Source organism: Bradyrhizobium sp. OK095 (genome assembly GCF_900109945.1).
In the GTDB taxonomy this organism is placed as follows: Bacteria; Pseudomonadota; Alphaproteobacteria; order Rhizobiales; family Xanthobacteraceae; genus Bradyrhizobium.
Window position 1 is genome coordinate 518,900 of sequence record NZ_FOBX01000003.1, and the last position, 14,805, is coordinate 533,704.

General features: G+C 63.4%; 15 protein-coding genes and 2 pseudogenes. 9 read left to right on the forward strand and 8 right to left on the reverse strand.

Going from position 1 to position 14,805, the window contains the following annotated elements:
• Positions 1–238 precede the first annotated feature (238 nt).
• Positions 239–2,548: an NADP-dependent malic enzyme gene (locus BMW89_RS11420; RefSeq protein WP_092025923.1), complete on the forward strand. Its 2,310-nt coding sequence runs from the start codon at positions 239–241 to the stop codon at positions 2,546–2,548.
• Positions 2,549–2,727: 179 nt separating this feature from the next.
• Here BMW89_RS11420 and BMW89_RS38360 read toward each other — a convergent pair.
• Positions 2,728–3,081 (reverse strand): annotated as a pseudogene (locus BMW89_RS38360) (transposase); the annotation flags it as partial.
• A gap of 116 nt (positions 3,082–3,197) precedes the next feature.
• Here BMW89_RS38360 and BMW89_RS37850 point away from each other — a divergent pair.
• Positions 3,198–3,371 carry a hypothetical protein gene (locus BMW89_RS37850; protein ID WP_177195975.1) on the forward strand — a complete coding sequence of 58 codons (174 nt, stop codon included), beginning with the start codon at positions 3,198–3,200 and terminating at the stop codon, positions 3,369–3,371.
• Between the two features lie 51 nt (positions 3,372–3,422).
• Here BMW89_RS37850 and BMW89_RS11430 read toward each other — a convergent pair whose 3' ends face one another.
• On the reverse strand, positions 3,423–3,698 hold the full coding sequence (locus tag BMW89_RS11430) for a hypothetical protein (protein ID WP_092025925.1): 276 nt from the start codon (positions 3,696–3,698) through the stop codon (positions 3,423–3,425).
• Between the two features lie 392 nt (positions 3,699–4,090).
• Here BMW89_RS11430 and BMW89_RS37285 point away from each other — a divergent pair, with 392 nt between their 5' ends.
• The 4 genes and pseudogenes from BMW89_RS37285 to BMW89_RS11445 all read left to right on the forward strand — a co-directional run bounded on the left by BMW89_RS37285 (position 4,091) and on the right by BMW89_RS11445 (position 8,424).
• Positions 4,091–4,327: a hypothetical protein gene (locus BMW89_RS37285; protein ID WP_143062746.1), complete on the forward strand. Its 237-nt coding sequence runs from the start codon at positions 4,091–4,093 to the stop codon at positions 4,325–4,327.
• A 93-nt stretch (positions 4,328–4,420) separates the two neighbouring features.
• Positions 4,421–5,452, forward strand: a pseudogene (locus BMW89_RS11435) (phosphate acyltransferase); the annotation flags it as partial.
• Between the two features lie 304 nt (positions 5,453–5,756).
• Positions 5,757–6,209 carry a DoxX family protein gene (locus tag BMW89_RS11440; RefSeq protein ID WP_092025928.1) on the forward strand — a complete coding sequence of 151 codons (453 nt, stop codon included), beginning with the start codon at positions 5,757–5,759 and terminating at the stop codon, positions 6,207–6,209.
• Between the two features lie 196 nt (positions 6,210–6,405).
• Positions 6,406–8,424, forward strand: coding sequence for a tetratricopeptide repeat protein (locus BMW89_RS11445; protein WP_177195976.1), 2,019 nt, complete (start codon positions 6,406–6,408; stop codon positions 8,422–8,424).
• A 102-nt stretch (positions 8,425–8,526) separates the two neighbouring features.
• Here BMW89_RS11445 and BMW89_RS11450 read toward each other — a convergent pair whose 3' ends face one another.
• The 4 genes from BMW89_RS11450 to BMW89_RS11465 form a co-directional block, all read right to left on the reverse strand.
• Entirely contained in the window at positions 8,527–9,033 is a 507-nt protein-coding gene (locus BMW89_RS11450) for a dihydrofolate reductase (RefSeq protein WP_092026332.1), read from the reverse strand.
• Positions 9,034–9,087: 54 nt separating this feature from the next.
• Positions 9,088–10,089 (reverse strand): polysaccharide deacetylase family protein, encoded by a 1,002-nt coding sequence (locus BMW89_RS11455; protein ID WP_092026335.1) that lies wholly within the window; start codon positions 10,087–10,089, stop codon positions 9,088–9,090.
• A gap of 164 nt (positions 10,090–10,253) precedes the next feature.
• Positions 10,254–10,820 carry a glutathione peroxidase gene (locus tag BMW89_RS11460; RefSeq protein ID WP_092025933.1) on the reverse strand — a complete coding sequence of 189 codons (567 nt, stop codon included), beginning with the start codon at positions 10,818–10,820 and terminating at the stop codon, positions 10,254–10,256.
• Between the two features lie 92 nt (positions 10,821–10,912).
• Positions 10,913–12,562 carry a L,D-transpeptidase gene (locus BMW89_RS11465; RefSeq protein ID WP_177195978.1) on the reverse strand — a complete coding sequence of 550 codons (1,650 nt, stop codon included), beginning with the start codon at positions 12,560–12,562 and terminating at the stop codon, positions 10,913–10,915.
• A 208-nt stretch (positions 12,563–12,770) separates the two neighbouring features.
• Here BMW89_RS11465 and BMW89_RS11470 point away from each other — a divergent pair, with 208 nt between their 5' ends.
• Positions 12,771–13,322, forward strand: coding sequence for a CreA family protein (locus BMW89_RS11470; protein WP_092025939.1), 552 nt, complete (start codon positions 12,771–12,773; stop codon positions 13,320–13,322).
• Here BMW89_RS11470 and BMW89_RS11475 read toward each other — a convergent pair.
• The gene (locus BMW89_RS11475; RefSeq protein WP_349516530.1) at positions 13,312–13,509 is read right to left on the reverse strand and encodes a hypothetical protein; all 198 of its coding nucleotides are present in this window, start codon (positions 13,507–13,509) and stop codon (positions 13,312–13,314) included. The two genes, BMW89_RS11470 and BMW89_RS11475, sit on opposite strands and share 11 nt — an antisense overlap.
• Before the next feature lie 416 nt (positions 13,510–13,925).
• Here BMW89_RS11475 and BMW89_RS37855 point away from each other — a divergent pair, with 416 nt between their 5' ends.
• A complete protein-coding gene (locus BMW89_RS37855; protein WP_177195979.1) occupies positions 13,926–14,090 on the forward strand; it encodes a hypothetical protein in 165 nt (54 codons plus the stop codon).
• 34 nt (positions 14,091–14,124) lie between these two features.
• Positions 14,125–14,490 carry a hypothetical protein gene (locus BMW89_RS11480; RefSeq protein ID WP_092025944.1) on the forward strand — a complete coding sequence of 122 codons (366 nt, stop codon included), beginning with the start codon at positions 14,125–14,127 and terminating at the stop codon, positions 14,488–14,490.
• Positions 14,491–14,494: 4 nt separating this feature from the next.
• Here BMW89_RS11480 and BMW89_RS11485 read toward each other — a convergent pair whose 3' ends face one another.
• Positions 14,495–14,740 (reverse strand): DUF6719 family protein, encoded by a 246-nt coding sequence (locus BMW89_RS11485; protein WP_092025946.1) that lies wholly within the window; start codon positions 14,738–14,740, stop codon positions 14,495–14,497.
• Between the last annotated feature and the right edge of the window lie 65 nt (positions 14,741–14,805).

Consider the following 14,805-nt stretch of genomic DNA (forward strand, 5'->3'; position numbering starts at 1 on the left):
CAGTTGCTCGTTTTGCACTGCGCAACCTGCCATATTCGGGAAACGCCGCGCGGTCTAGGGAAAGCTAGCGCTATCAGATATTTGACTGGCCGCCCTGTTGATGGGATCGCAATCGGATATTGCCACCGGGGCGCCCGCCGTGCTTCATCCCGTTTCCACGACCCGGAAATAACCGTCGGCTTGGACGGCGGCTCCGGATGAGGCACTTTGAGGCCGGTAACGCGAGGCGAGACACCGCATGTCGTCCTATTCTGATGATCTCCACCAGGCGGCGCTGGCCTATCACCGACTGCCGCGCCCCGGAAAGCTCGAGATTCAGGCGAGCAAGCCGCTCGCCAACCAGCGCGACCTCGCGCTTGCCTATTCTCCGGGCGTCGCCGCCGCCTGCTTGGAGATCGCCAAGAACCCGGCGGAAGCCGCCACGCTGACGATCCGCTCCAATCTGGTCGCCGTGGTTTCGAACGGCACCGCCGTGCTCGGCCTCGGCAATATCGGCCCGCTGGCCTCGAAGCCGGTGATGGAGGGCAAGGCGGTCCTGTTCAAGAAATTCGCCGGCATCGACGTCTTCGACATCGAGATCGCCGCCGACACCATCGAGCGCGTGGTCGAGACCGTGGCGGCGCTCGAGCCGACCTTCGGCGGCATCAATCTCGAGGACATCCGTGGTCCCGAATGTTTCGAGATCGAGGCGCAGTTGAAGGAGCGGATGAAGATCCCGGTCTTTCATGACGACCAGCACGGCACCGCCATCATCGTCGCCGCCGCCATCACTAATGGCCTCAGGCTGAACGGCAAGAAGCTCTCCGACGTCAAGATCGTGGCGTCGGGGGCAGGGGCCGCTGCGATCGCGACGCTCAATCTCCTGGTATCGATGGGCGCACAGCGCAAGAACATCTGGGTCTGCGACATCGACGGCCTCGTTCACGAAGGCCGCAACACCACGATGGACCGCTGGAAGGCGGTCTATGCGCAGAAGACCGACAAGCGCACGCTTGGCGACGTCATCGGCGGCGCCGACATCTTCATCGGGCTTTCGGCACCGGGCGTGCTGAAGCCCGAGATGGCCAAGGCGATGGGCGACAAGCCGCTGATCATGGCGCTCGCCAACCCGACGCCCGAGATCATGCCGGAGGAGGCCCGCAAGGCCCGCCCCGACGCCATGATCTGCACCGGGCGCTCCGACTATCCGAACCAGGTCAACAACGTCCTCTGCTTCCCCTTCATCTTCCGCGGCGCGCTCGATGTCGGCGCCACCGCGATCAACGAGGAGATGAAGCACGCAGCGGTCGAGGCCATCGCACAGCTCGCGCGCGAGGCGCCGTCGGATGCGGTGGCGCAGGGTTTTGACACCGGCGAGACGCAGGGCTTTGGTCCGGGCTCGCTGATCCCGAGTCCGTTTGATCCGCGGTTGATCCTGCGCATTTCGCCGGCGGTTGCGAAAGCCGCGATGGAATCGGGCGTCGCGACGCGCCCCATCACCAATTTCGACGAATACACCGCGCTGCTCGAGCGCTTCGCCTTCCGCTCCGGCATCGTCATGAAGCCGATGTTTGCGAAGGCCAAGACTCAGCCGGTGCGCGTGATCTATGCCGAAGGCGAGGACGAGCGCGTGCTGCGCGCAACGCAGGTCGTGCTGGAGGAGAATCTGGCGCGGCCGATCCTGGTCGGCCGTCCGTCGGTGGTGGAAGCCCGCATCAAGCGCTTCGGCCTTCAGATCCGGGCGGGCAAGGATTTTGACCTCATCAATCCCGAGGACGATCCGCGCTACCGCTCCTATGTGCAGTCCTACGTCGAGGTCGCCGGCCGCCGCGGCGTGACGCCGGATGCGGCACGGACGGTGGTGCGCACCAACAACACTGTGATCGCCGCACTCGCGGTGACGCGCGGGGAGGCTGATGCGATGCTCTGCGGCGTCGAGGGCCGCTACATGAGCCATCTGCGCCATGTCCGCGAGATCGTCGGCTTCCAGGCTGGCGTCAGCGACTATGCGGCGCTGGCGCTGCTGATCACCAGCAAGGGCGCGTTCTTCATCGCGGACACGCAGGTGCGTCCCAATCCGACTGCGGAAGAGCTCGCCGAGATCGCATCGCTGGCGGCGGTCCACGTCCAGCGCTTCGCGCTCAAGCCGAAGATCGCGTTCGTCTCGCATTCGGATTTCGGCAGCTACGACACCGATTCCTCGCGCAAGATGCGCCGGGCGACCCAGCTGTTGAAGGAAAAGCATCCGGAGATCGAGGCCGACGGCGAGATGCAGGGCGACACCGCGCTCTCCGTCGCTGCGCGAAAGATGGTGTTGCCGCACTCCAAGCTGGAGGGCGAGGCCAACATCATGATCATGCCGACGCTGGACACCGCCAACGTCGCCTACCAGATGATCAAGTCGCTGGCGGATGCGCTCCCCGTGGGCCCGATCCTGATCGGCCCGGCGCGCCCGGCCCACATCCTCACCCCCTCGGTGACCGCGCGCGGCATCCTCAACATGACCGCGGTGGCGGTGGTGGAAGCGCAAGAGCGCGCCTCGCGGCAGCAGCCGACGTTGTTTACGTAAGGAGGCTGCGCGTTCGGCGTCTCTTGTAGAAGCGGTCGTTCCGAAAACTCGTCATGCCCGGGCAGAAGCGCGAAGCGCTTCTTCGCGCTAGCTGTCCCAGGTATCCACGTTCTTTTTTGCGGCGAAGCAAGTCGTGGATGGCCGGGTCAAGCCCACGAGTGTCCGGCGCGGTTTGTGTTTCATTGTGTGCTCGCGAGGACGGTGGCCGCGCGAAGCGTTTGGCGGCGCTGAGCTGCGCGTGTCGCGGCAGGGCCGAAGTCAAGTCGGGGCTGGTCTGGATATGCCGGCGGCGGGGCCGTGAGAAGCTCGCCAATGGCCCGGCGGTGCATCAGATTGGTTTTGATCAGCCGGGCGAAGGCGAGCGGGCTTTTCACGATCTTGTTGGTATCGTGAACCAGCCGCAGCAACAGGAAGGTGATCATCGCCACCGTGATCTGGATGCGAACCGCCGTTTCGCTGGTTCCAAAGAAGTGGTCGATCTTGAGGGTTTGTTTGACCCAGCGGAAGAACAGCTCGATGGCCCAACGCCGCTTCAGCCGCCATCGAGCGCGGCAGCAGGGACGACGACACGCTGCCGCGACGCTGCGAGACCGGCGAGGTCGATCTCGACCTGACCTGCATGGCCCCGCAGTGCGATTGAGGGCGAGGCTTGCCGGGGGGGATCACCGAGGCGCAGCTGCTCGACGACATCGCGCTGGTCTCGGAGATCATCCTCGAGCACGGCGAGAAATACGGTCCGTTGCTCAATCAACTCGAGCAGGAACTGGAGACGCGACGACGGGATGACAGATCAGCCGGGCACTGCGGCATCCTCGTAAATTAAGGGCCCGCGTGACGGCGGGCCCTTAATTCTAAGCGTCATCAAATCATTACATCAGAGAAAGATCGGGAGCCGCGCCTCGGGACCATCGGTCCCGCGCGTGTAAATCTCTCGCCCTTTCTTGTGTTCGCTCAGCAACGCCGCGTAAACGATGAGCGAATTCTTAATCACCTCCGTCAGCGACGTCGCATAAGTCTCCGTCTGAATTGTCTTTAGCCGCTGAAGGACCTCCGGCGGCAACGAGATGTGAAGACGGGTCCCCTCCCCAGCTGGGGCACGCACCTTTTCCTTTTCTGCGGATGCTTCAGGTTCTGCCACGAAATTTGCCATGAACAACTCCTCCTATGGTCTAAATCTGCGGACGTAATGGGCCTTTGATGCCCCTAAGTCAAGTACGGCAGCGCAACATGCGCACGTCCGGTTAGCCAATCGTAGCATTAAACGCGCGATTCCGCGCGGCTGTTCCTTATTTACCACGAAATTGTGAGCATCATTTGGGCTTTTTATGCGCGTGAGTAGCGTTGACAGGCTGGAAGGGCGCTGATCTAGTGTCCTAGCCAATCTTGCGCAATTAAGCGCTGGCTCAACCAGGAGACGAAGATGGGAATCATCATGAAGCCTCACCCGACATGGGACACCCCGAAAAAGCTCGGCATCGACGGATGCCGGCCGAGCTTCAAGGGCGCCCATGTCGGACGCTCGCAACCACGGAGGACTAACGAATGGAAGGGAAGGATGACGGGCCGAAACGCCCAAGGCTAAACCCAGAGCTTGAGCAACTCGCTGACTTGCGAGGCATCGAGAAGGTAAAAGCATGGCTCGAATCTAAAGAGCTGCCAACAACGAAGGAGAGAATTGTCGAGCACGCTATTGCTCATGGAATTGTCTTAACAGTCGTATTTATTGGAAGCACCGCGGGAACGGTAATTGTATTCGTCGCGCGTACGGTCCTCGGTTGAACGGTTTCGCCCCACCTTAGAGCCAGCCACTAAGGTGGGGCTTCTATTTTAGATCAGCACAATCTGCTTCTGATCAGCACCAGCGGCGCCAGGGCCTCCCGCTCCGGCATTGTCATGAAGCCGATGTTTGCGAAGGCCAAGACCCAGCCGGTGCGCGTGATCTACGCCGAAGGCGAGGACGAGCGCGTGCTGCGCGCCACGCAGGTCGTGCTGGAGGAGAATCTGGCGCGGCCGATCCTGGTCGGCCGTCCGTCGGTGGTGGAAGCCCGCATCAAGCGCTTCGGCCTTCAGATCCGGGCGGGCAAGGATTTTGACCTCATCAATCCCGAGGACGATCCGCGCTACCGCTCCTATGTGCAGTCCTACGTCGAGGTCGCCGGCCGCCGCGGCGTGACGCCGGATGCGGCACGGACGGTGGTGCGCACCAACAACACTGTGATCGCCGCACTCGCGGTGACGCGCGGGGAGGCTGATGCGATGCTCTGCGGCGTCGAGGGCCGCTACATGAGCCATCTGCGCCATGTCCGCGAGATCGTCGGCTTCCAGGCTGGCGTCAGCGACTATGCGGCGCTGGCGCTGCTGATCACCAGCAAGGGCGCGTTCTTCATCGCGGACACGCAGGTGCGTCCCAATCCGACTGCGGAAGAGCTCGCCGAGATCGCATCGCTGGCGGCGGTCCACGTCCAGCGCTTCGCGCTCAAGCCGAAGATCGCGTTCGTCTCGCATTCGGATTTCGGCAGCTACGACACCGATTCCTCGCGCAAGATGCGCCGGGCAACCCAGCTGTTGAAGGAAAAGCATCCGGAGATCGAGGCCGACGGCGAGATGCAGGGCGACACCGCGCTCTCCGTCGCTGCGCGAAAGATGGTGTTGCCGCACTCCAAGCTGGAGGGCGAGGCCAACATCATGATCATGCCGACGCTGGACACCGCCAACGTCGCCTACCAGATGATCAAGTCGCTGGCGGATGCGCTCCCCGTAGGCCCGATCCTGATCGGCCCGGCGCGCCCGGCCCACATCCTCACCCCCTCGGTGACCGCGCGCGGCATCCTCAACATGACCGCGGTGGCGGTGGTGGAAGCGCAAGAGCGCGCCTCGCGGCAGCAGCCGACGCTGTTTACCTGAGGCGAGCTCGCCGCTCTTACCCTCTCCCCCTGCGGGTGTTCAGACCGGGGAGATGGTGGACGGCTGAGTGGTATCTCTCCGCGAGTCCTCCTCTGACAATTGAGTTCGCGGATAGATACCCCTCATCCGGCGCTTCGCGCCACCTTCTCCCGCAAGGGGAGGAGGTGCACCGTTTGCGCGGCTTGTTTTGAATTACTTGCAGTTCTCCATTTCCCCGTTTGTAAACCGGCGAACGACTCTTCATAATCGCGCGGTGCTTTCGTCCAAATTCCGTTTTCAAAAAGCCTGAGCCAAGAGGCCGATCATGCCAGCGTTCGTGACTTTCGGGCGAATCCTGTTCGCCGTGCTGTTCATCTACACCGGCGCGGCAAGGCTGGTCTTCATGCAGCCGACAGTCGATTTCATCTTTGCCAAGGTCGTGGTGCCTGACGTGATCGCGCCTTACGCCAAGCAGATCGAGACGGCGACTGCTATGACCACGCCGCAACTGCTGACGATCGCCATCGGCGGCTTGGAGATCATCGCCGGCCTGATGATCGCGCTGAATTTCGGCGCGCGCTTCTTCGCGTTGCTGATGATCATCTACGTCGCGGTCTCGACCGTGCTGTTCTACGATTTCTGGAACCAGGCGGCGCCCGAGAACGCCAAGGTGCTGGTCGACGCGCTAAAGAATCTTGCGATCATCGGCGCGCTGTTCATGATCATGGGCTACGGCCGTGCCACGCGCTCGGCCGAGACGGCCTACGGGGACGTGTAGGCCACTTAGCTCGTAGGGTGGGTTGGCCCGGCGGCGGCGGATGCTCGCGGTGTGTCCAGCTTCGCGCAAGGTCTTTGCCGCAGAGTGGTGGGGCAGGCGCCGGGCGCGCTTCAGAGCGTTTGCATGAGCGGCAAACGAACGAGCTGGCATCTGTCTCGCACCCCACGCAATCGCATCGATGACAGGGCCCGTCGTAATGTATGCCGAAGAGCAGTCAGGTCCTGTATCATTCGAGGCCGGTCTCGTACACCATCGCGCAGGCCGCTTGCCGCAGGCAGAGGCGATTTATCGGCAGATCCTGGCATCCGAGCCGAATCATGCGGACAGTCTTCACCTCCTGGGGCTTGTTTTGCTCCAGGCGGGTCATCCCGGCAGGGCGCTCGATCCCATCCTCCGCGCCGTCAGGCTCCAGCCTTCCAACAGCTTTTATCACAGCAGCATGGCTGCCGCTCTGCGCGCTCTCGGACGCAAGGACGAGGCGATCGCGAGCTACCGGGAAGCGCTGCGGCATAAGCCCGACAATCTCGATTTGCACAATCAGCTTGGTATCTTGCTGGGTGAATGCGGGGAGGTCCCGGCTGCGGAGGCCCATTACCGGCTCGTGCTGCGACACCAAGCTGGCCTCGACCTCGGTGCCGCGCGCGCTCAGGTCGATGCCCGTTTCAATCTCGCCAATCTGCTGGCGAGACGGAAGCGCTTCGATGATGCGATCAGCGAGTTTCGGCAGTTGCTGCGGCAAAAGCCGGACTTTGCGGAGGCCCATTGCAACCTTGGGGTGGTGCTGTTCGATCTGTCCGCTTTCGAGGAGTGTGAGCATTGCTATCGTGAGGCACTGCGCCTCAACCCGACATTTGCCCCGGCCCATACCAATCTCGGTGGTCTTCTCATCAAGTTGGACCGTCTCGACGAGGCGGAGGTCCATCTTCGCGAAGCCTGCAAGCTCACGTCAGATTCCCCCGGGGCCTTGAACAACCTCGGTGACGTGCTGCGACTCCAGGGGCGGCTGGAAGAGGCGGAAGCCTACTGCAGGGAAGCTTTGCGTCTAAAGCCGGATTACGTTCCGGCGCAGCTGATACTCGGCAACGTTCTGCGCGAGTCCGGCCGTTTCCACGAAGCGGAGCCTTGCTATCGAACGGCTCTCGATCACGATCCGGCCTCGCCGGAGGCGCTCAACAATCTCGGCACCCTGCTGTTCGATCTTGGGCGGCCTGATGAAGCCATTCAGAGCTTGCGAACGGCGGTGTCGCAAAGGCCGGATTATGCCGACGCGCATTTCAACCTGGCGGTCTCACTGTTGCTGGACGGCCAGTTCGACGAAGGCTGGCGGGAATATGAGTGGCGGTGGAAGCAAGCGAAGAAAAAGCTGCATCTGCGCGACTACAGCCAGCCGCTCTGGAATGGAGAAGATATCGGTGATCGGGTCCTGCTGCTGCATGCGGAGCAGGGCCTGGGCGACACGCTCCAGTTCTGTCGCTTTGTGCCGGCCATTGCGGCAGGGCGGCGGGTCGTTGTGGAGGTGCAACGGCCGCTGATGCCACTGCTGGCGGGACTGCCGGGCTTCGAGAACATCGTCGCTCGTGGTGATCCGCTGCCGCCATTCGATCTGCATTGTCCCCTGTTGAGTCTGCCGCGCGTTGTTGGCACCACCCTCGAAACCATCCCGCGAGAGGCGTCCTATCTCCGAGCCGATCCGCAACGCGTGGCGGCCTGGTGCCGGCGCGTCGGTGAGCTCGATGGCCTGCGGGTCGGCCTCGTCTGGGCAGGCAATCAAACGATGAGCGGTGACCGGCGCCGATCCATATCGCTCGAACGATTTTCAGAGCTGGCGGGCCTGCCGGGCGTGAGCTTCGTTTCGTTGCAGAAGGGACCGGCGGCCAGCCAGTCGCCGCCGCCGGGTCTGTCGCTGCACGACTGGACCGGAGATCTCCACGATTTCGGCGACACCGCCGCGCTGATCGAAGCCCTGGATCTGGTCATCGGCGTCGATACCGCGGTGGTGCACCTTGCAGGCGCGCTTGGCCGGCCCGTGTGGCTGCTCAATCGCTTCGATCGGTGCTGGCGGTGGTTGCTGAACCGCGACGACTGCCCCTGGTATCCGAGCTTGCGGCAATTCCGGCAAATTCAGCCGGGCAATTGGAGCAGCGTCCTCCGGGACGTGCGCGCTGAACTCCAGACATGCAGTCTGACCCGATCGTCCGTTATGCCCGCTGAGTAAGCAGGATAGTCGCCGGTATCGGGGTGCCGGTACTGTGCATGGGGTTGATTTGCAGATCTTGATAGGAGCCGATGCGCTCTGCGACCTGCGTGCTCGCCGCGTCTAGCCCCGCCGCCACGGTGTGACCGTGACGTCATGCGCCGCGTCGAGCAGATACGGCGCCCCCGGCTTCATTCCGTGCGAGGCCAGCACCTCATGCGGCGTCCGCCCCGGCACGCCCACAAAGCAGCCTTCGCCGCCGGGCAGGCGTAGATGCGGGGCCTCCGACAGCCAGAACGTGTCGTAGCGGTCCATGAACATGTCGAACACGACGGGCCCGCCGATGATCGCGACCTTGCCGGAGGCGACATCGGCGAAGGCGCAGGCCTCCTCGAAACTCGCATGATCCGGATTCCACAGCGTCGCGTTCGGCATCTCCGGATCGACGGTCAGCGCTTTGATCTTGCGGGTCAGGATCAGGCGCTTGCGCTTCGGTGACTTCGGCTGTCCCTCATGCGAATGTCGGCCGTGCACGATCAGCGCGGCGCGGTCGAGCGCCTGCTCGAAGAACCTCTTGTCGCCCTCGAACTTCAGCACCTCAGGCATGACGTGCAACGCGTCGGCGAGCATGCCGTCCGCGGAGACGATGACGTAACCTTCGATAATCAGTGGCAAGGGCGGCGGCTATTCGGAGACCGTCGTCACGACGCTGTTGACCGGGCGGCTGCTCACCGTCGGCAGCTTGATGTCCTTGAGCAGTTCCTGGTCGTATTCGGGCAGCGTCGAGGCCGGGAATTTTGCGCGCATCGCCACCACCTTGTAGCCGCCGGCCTTCAGCCGCTTGAGCAACTCGGGCAACGCCTCTGCGGTGTGCTTCTGGAAGTCGTGCATCAGGATGATGCCCTTGCCCTTGTTGTCGAGCTTCTTCATCACGGTCTCGATCACCTTCTCGGGCTTCGAGGCCTTGAAGTCGAAGGAGTCGATGTCGCAGGAGAAGATCGCCGTGTTGCGGTTGCCGAGATAGGTGACCATCTCCGGCGGATGCTGGAGCGCCGGGAAGCGGAAGAACGGCGAGGGCGCGATGCCGCCGAGCGCCCACTTTACCGCGGACAGGCCCTTCTCGATCTCTTCCTTGCGCTGCGCTTCCGTGAGCTTCTTGTTGTTGAGATTGGCGTGTGACCAGGTGTGGGTGCCCACCGTGTGGCCGGCCGCGTAGACCTGCTTGAGGATCTCCGGCTCGTAGGTCGCGTGCTTGCCGATCGAGAAGAAGATGCCGGTGGTGCATTCGTCGGCGAGCGCCTTCAGCACGGCGGGTGTGTTCTTTGGCCAGGGGCCGTCGTCGAAGGTCAGCACGACCTCCTTGTCGCGCAGGAAGTCGAGCTCCTTGAAGTGCTCGAAGCCGAAGCCCGGACCGCCCGTGGTGTCGATCTCGACGGTGCGGGCGACCCCGAGCGCGCCGGGCGTGTTGCAGGCCGCGCGGGCGGGCTGCGGCGCCTGTTGCGGCGGGGGCGGATTGACGAAGCCGGCCGGCGCGGCGACAGCCGGCGCGGGAGCAGCAGCCGCAGGTGCTGCCGCCGGTGCGGCTTGGGCGGCGGCGGGCTTTGCGACCGGGGTCTGCGACCATGCCGCGCCTGCCATGCCCAGAGACATCGCGCTTGCCAAAATCAGTTTTGCCGCCACACGCATGGTGTTGTCCTCGAGATTGATCCCGTTGTTCCGCCGAAGCTTTTCGCCACCGGCAAAACCGTCCTGCCCCAAACGATCCTAGCCTAGATGGTGGCCCCTCGCCATTGCAACGGCTGTTTGGCACCCCGCCACAATTGTGCCCAACCGGATTGGGCCGCGCTGCGTCAGCTGTCGGCCAGCGCCTTGGCGATGGCTGTCTTGATCCGCGTGTCGGCCGGTTCGACGGCAGACGGATAGACCTCGGCAATGTAGCCGTCACGGCCGATCAGGTATTTGTGGAAGTTCCAGCGCGGAACGTCCCGGGGGCGCGCCTCTGCCGCCCATTTGTAGAACGGATGCGCCTTGGCGCCGACCACGACGGCCTTGGCCGCGATCGGGAAGGTAACGCCGTATTGGTGGTGCGCGGTCTCGGTGATCTCGCTGGTGCCGCCGGGCTCCTGGCCGCCGAAATCGTTGGAGGGCACGCCGATCACGGTGAGGCCGCGCTCGCGAAACTCGCTCCAGAGCTCCTGCAGGCCGGCATATTGCGGCGTGTAGCCACAGAGCGAGGCGGTGTTGACTACCAGCAACGGTTTGCCCGTGAACGCGGCGAGGCGGATGTCGTCGCCGGACAATGCGGGGAAGGAGAAGGCGTAGGCCGGGATGCGGCTCATGCCGCCATCGGCGAGTGCGCGTGTCGCCGATGCGGTCGTCGCAACAAGCGCGGCGAGCATGGTCCTGCGGTTCAGCATGGCAACGTCCCCCGACGTGTTCCGGGATGCACCTTACCTCGCCTGCGCGATCAGCCTCGTCAACACCGCGTTATCTGATGCGGTGAGGCAGCCTAGTACAGACGGACGATGAAATCGGTGCCTTCGCCGGTCTCGCCCTGATTGATGCCCTGGTCAGAGACGATGATCGAGCCACCCGACGTCAGCATCTCGTTGATCTTCGCCATGGCGTCGGCGGGGATCGCGATGCGGTCGAGGGCTTCAGCCGGGCTGTCCGGCATCACCACCGGCTTTGCAGCAACGGGGATCACGGCGGCGCCACCCTTGCGGCGCGTCACGCGGCTGTCATCCTCGCGCGCGGCGGAGCGCGCGGAGACGGGCAGCGACACCACCGACCAATGCAGCGCATTGGAATCGGTCTTGTCGACCTCCGCGGTGAAGATATGCGTGCCGAGCGGCCGGTCGCTCGCGGCGATCGTGACCGGCACCTCGAACAACGGCGCAAAATTCTGCCGCACGTAGAGCTTGGAATCCTTGCGGCTGATGAAGACCGCGATCTGTCCGGCCCGTTTCGGCGCTTCCGGCTTTGCCGCTGGTGCGGGCTCGGCGACGCGGGTCTCGTCCTTCTTGATATCGGGCGCGGGCGCTGTGGCCGTCATGGGCGCGTCGGGCTTCGTCGCGCTGTCGGCGGCTTCCGCTTTGGCAGGCTCGACCTTCGCGGGTTCGATCTTGGCAGACTCGACCTGGTCGTCGGTTGGCGTCGAAGCCGTGGTTGCTTCCGCGGCCTTCGCTTCGGTGTTTGCGGGCTTGCCGGCGTCTTCCGACTGCGGCTTGGCCGTGTCAGATGCCTCGGCTGTCTTGACCTCGGGTTTTGCCGTTGCCTCGACCTTGTCTGCCGATGTGCCGGCTTCGTCACGCGCCGGAGCATTCCCGGTCGTCATATCCGACATCACGGTGTGGCCGACCGACGAGCGCAACTCCAGCACGGCATCGGCGCTGGCGGTCTTGGTCTCGACCGGCTTTGCTTCAGTGACCTTGATTTCGGCGGCAACCTTGTCAGCCTTGTCACCGGCATTGGTCTGCGGCGCGAGGCTCGCCGCGGGCTGCGGCGGCACGCGCACGGAGGCGAGCAGCGGGTGCTGGAAATCGTGCGGCGTCATCTCGCCGGGCGAGACGATCACGCGCGCACCCATCTTGGTCCAGTTCCACATCTTCACGGCGAACGCCATCGGCATGCGGATGCAGCCATGCGAGGCCGGATAGCCCGGCAGCACGCCGGCATGCATCGCGATGCCGGACCATGTGACCCGCTGCATGTACGGCATCGGCGCGCCGCTATAGATGTTGGAGTGGTGGAATTTGTGCTTCTGGATGACGCTGAACACACCCATCGGCGTCGAATGGCCCTTCATGCCTGTCGACACCGGAGATTCTGCGAAGACGCCATTGGTGTCGTAGACCGTCACCTTCTGCCGGTCGATCGAGACGACGATGACGAGGGGGCCTTGCGGCTTGGTGCCGACTTCCTTCTCGGCGACGACGTCCTTCTTACCGGCCGCACCGCGCTTCTGCGGCTTCTGGCGCGGGATTTCGGAATGCCGATCCTGCCGGGAGGCGTAGGACCCGTCGGAATAATCCGTCGAGTAGTAAAATGCTGCTTCAGCCTGGTTGGCCGTACCGATCGCACTCGCCGCCGTCAAAATGGCGACCTGCCAGAGCCGCGCCGGCTTGGCAGAAAAACCAGACCCGTTCACGCTATTCATCCTCGAATCCATAATCCAAATCAGACGTTAGTGTCGCAGAGGGGATACGCGTTCACCAGCAGGGCAGTTCTGCCGTCAGCTACTTTTGTCCAAGTCGTAGCAAAAAAGCCTCACAGAGCGGTAAACGGCGGCCGCATCCGGCTGCTCGCCATCTTCCTGTCCGGCTGTGCCGTTCCTACATTACCAGGACTTGTTACCGGAGAACTTCATGTCATCTCGTTTCCCCGGTCTTTCCGGCATCCGCTTGAAAGGCCTTGCTTTATTCCTCCTGGCTCTGGCCCTGCCTTTGGCTTCCGCATCCGCGGCCGATGAGCCCGATCTGATCTTCCGCCGCTCGACCGTGTTCAAATGGATGAGCCCGAACGACAAGCTCGCGACCTACGGCCTCGATGACCCCGAGGTCGAGGGCGTCGCCTGTCATTTCACGGTGCCGGAGAAGGGCGGTTTCAAGGGCTGGCTCGGCCTAGCCGAGGAGGTCTCGGACATCTCGCTGGCCTGCCGCCAGGTCGGTCCGATCAAGTTCAAGGCGAACAAGATGGAGCAGGGCGATGACATGTTCCGCCAGCGCCGCTCACTGTTCTTCAAGAAGATGCAGATCGTGCGCGGCTGTGACGCCAAGCGCAACGTGCTGGTCTACATGGTCTATTCGGACAGGCTGATCGAGGGCTCGCCGAAGAACTCGACCTCGACCGTGCCGATCATGCCGTGGGGACCGGGGGACGCGAACGTCCAGAAGTGCGGAGAGTTCTTCACTCAGTGATGCGCCCGCGGTTGACGCGCGGCTTTGCGAGATGCGAGCCGGTCAGTCGCACGAAAGCTTGTGGCGCGGCTTCATAGCCGCGGCCCGACTGTAGCGCCATTGCGCCGACGCCGCTGCGAATAGACAGTTGGTCGGCGCGGTCCGTTCGCTGGTCCGCGTCGCGCGCCGTTGCGCGATCTTGCGCCATGATGGCAATCCCTCAACTGAACGCGCCCGGTGGTTCCGGGCGTCTCGGTTTCGATGGCTTGGGTCGCAGCCGACGCGCCCCCGGTTCGATCGGACCCAACCTTCGTTTGGCTTCTCTTCAGCAGAAAAACGTAAAATGCATGTGAAGCGGGGAAGGCGCGTTCGTGACAGCGTGCTGCGCGCGGCATGTTTTCAAGCGCAAATGGAGCCTGCCAGGCGACTTTGAGCTGCCGCGTGATCCATTTGATAAGATGGGGGTTTTCCGCCGAATGTTTCGTCGTCCCGGACGCGACGAAACAATTCTCACGAAGATGAAGCCATTTTCCGTTTTTGGCGCATCACGCGCGAAACCGCCCATGGTTATCAGCGTCACAACGACGACGGCGCATTGCCGGCCACGGATTGAGGGACAAGACCATGCGCGCGCTCAGCTTCATCGTTGCTTTCGGTTTTGTGCTTGCCGGTTCCTCTTTCGCGGGCTCGCCGGAGGGCAATCTTCCGGGTATCGGCACCTTCCAGTACAGCGGCACGCCGATCACCACCCCGGCGCCGCAGCCGATCGTCGTCGCCGCGCGCTTCTGATCGCCAACAAGAAAATCAGCCGTCAAAGGCCATCATGAATTTCCGCATTTGCGCCGCAGCGTTCATTTCCCTTCTGACGATCAGTGCCGTTGAGGCGCAGGTCCGCGCGCCCTCCAGGTTACCCGACCCCCGTACTGAGTTTGTGCGCCAGTGCGCGCCGCGAATGCTCGGGCGGTGGGAACATCCCGAAGAAGTCTGCGGCTGTCTGCATGATCATGCCGCCGCGGCCGTTGAGGATCGTGACCTGCGCGAGGCGCTCTTGCGCGGCATCAGCGAGACCGGCGTGCCGACGATCGAGACCGATTGGGTGCCGGCGTCGAAGCAGAGCGAGATTGGCCCGACCTTCACCAAGATCGCCAAGCCGACCCTTCAGTGCATGTTCGACCCGGCGAAATCTTAAGCCTTCATTTGGATTTCGGACCAAACCGCGGCACGCAGGTGGCGGTCCGAGCCACGCCCTGGTCGGTCATCTTCGCGCCGCGTATTTCCTTGACCTGCCCGGCCGGACAGGTTCCGTCATCCACCTGCACCCGCTGGCCGAGCCTGAGATCGACGATGTCCTGTTCGCGTCCGACGGTGACGGCATGCGCCGTCGTCGCGAGCGTAACGGAGATCAGGAGCGAGAGGCAGGCTGCGTGGCGGAGAGGCATGGCAAACGGTCCCGGCGTCGATGCCGCAATCTAGGGAGCGGTTCGCGATTCTGATAGTGAACCTT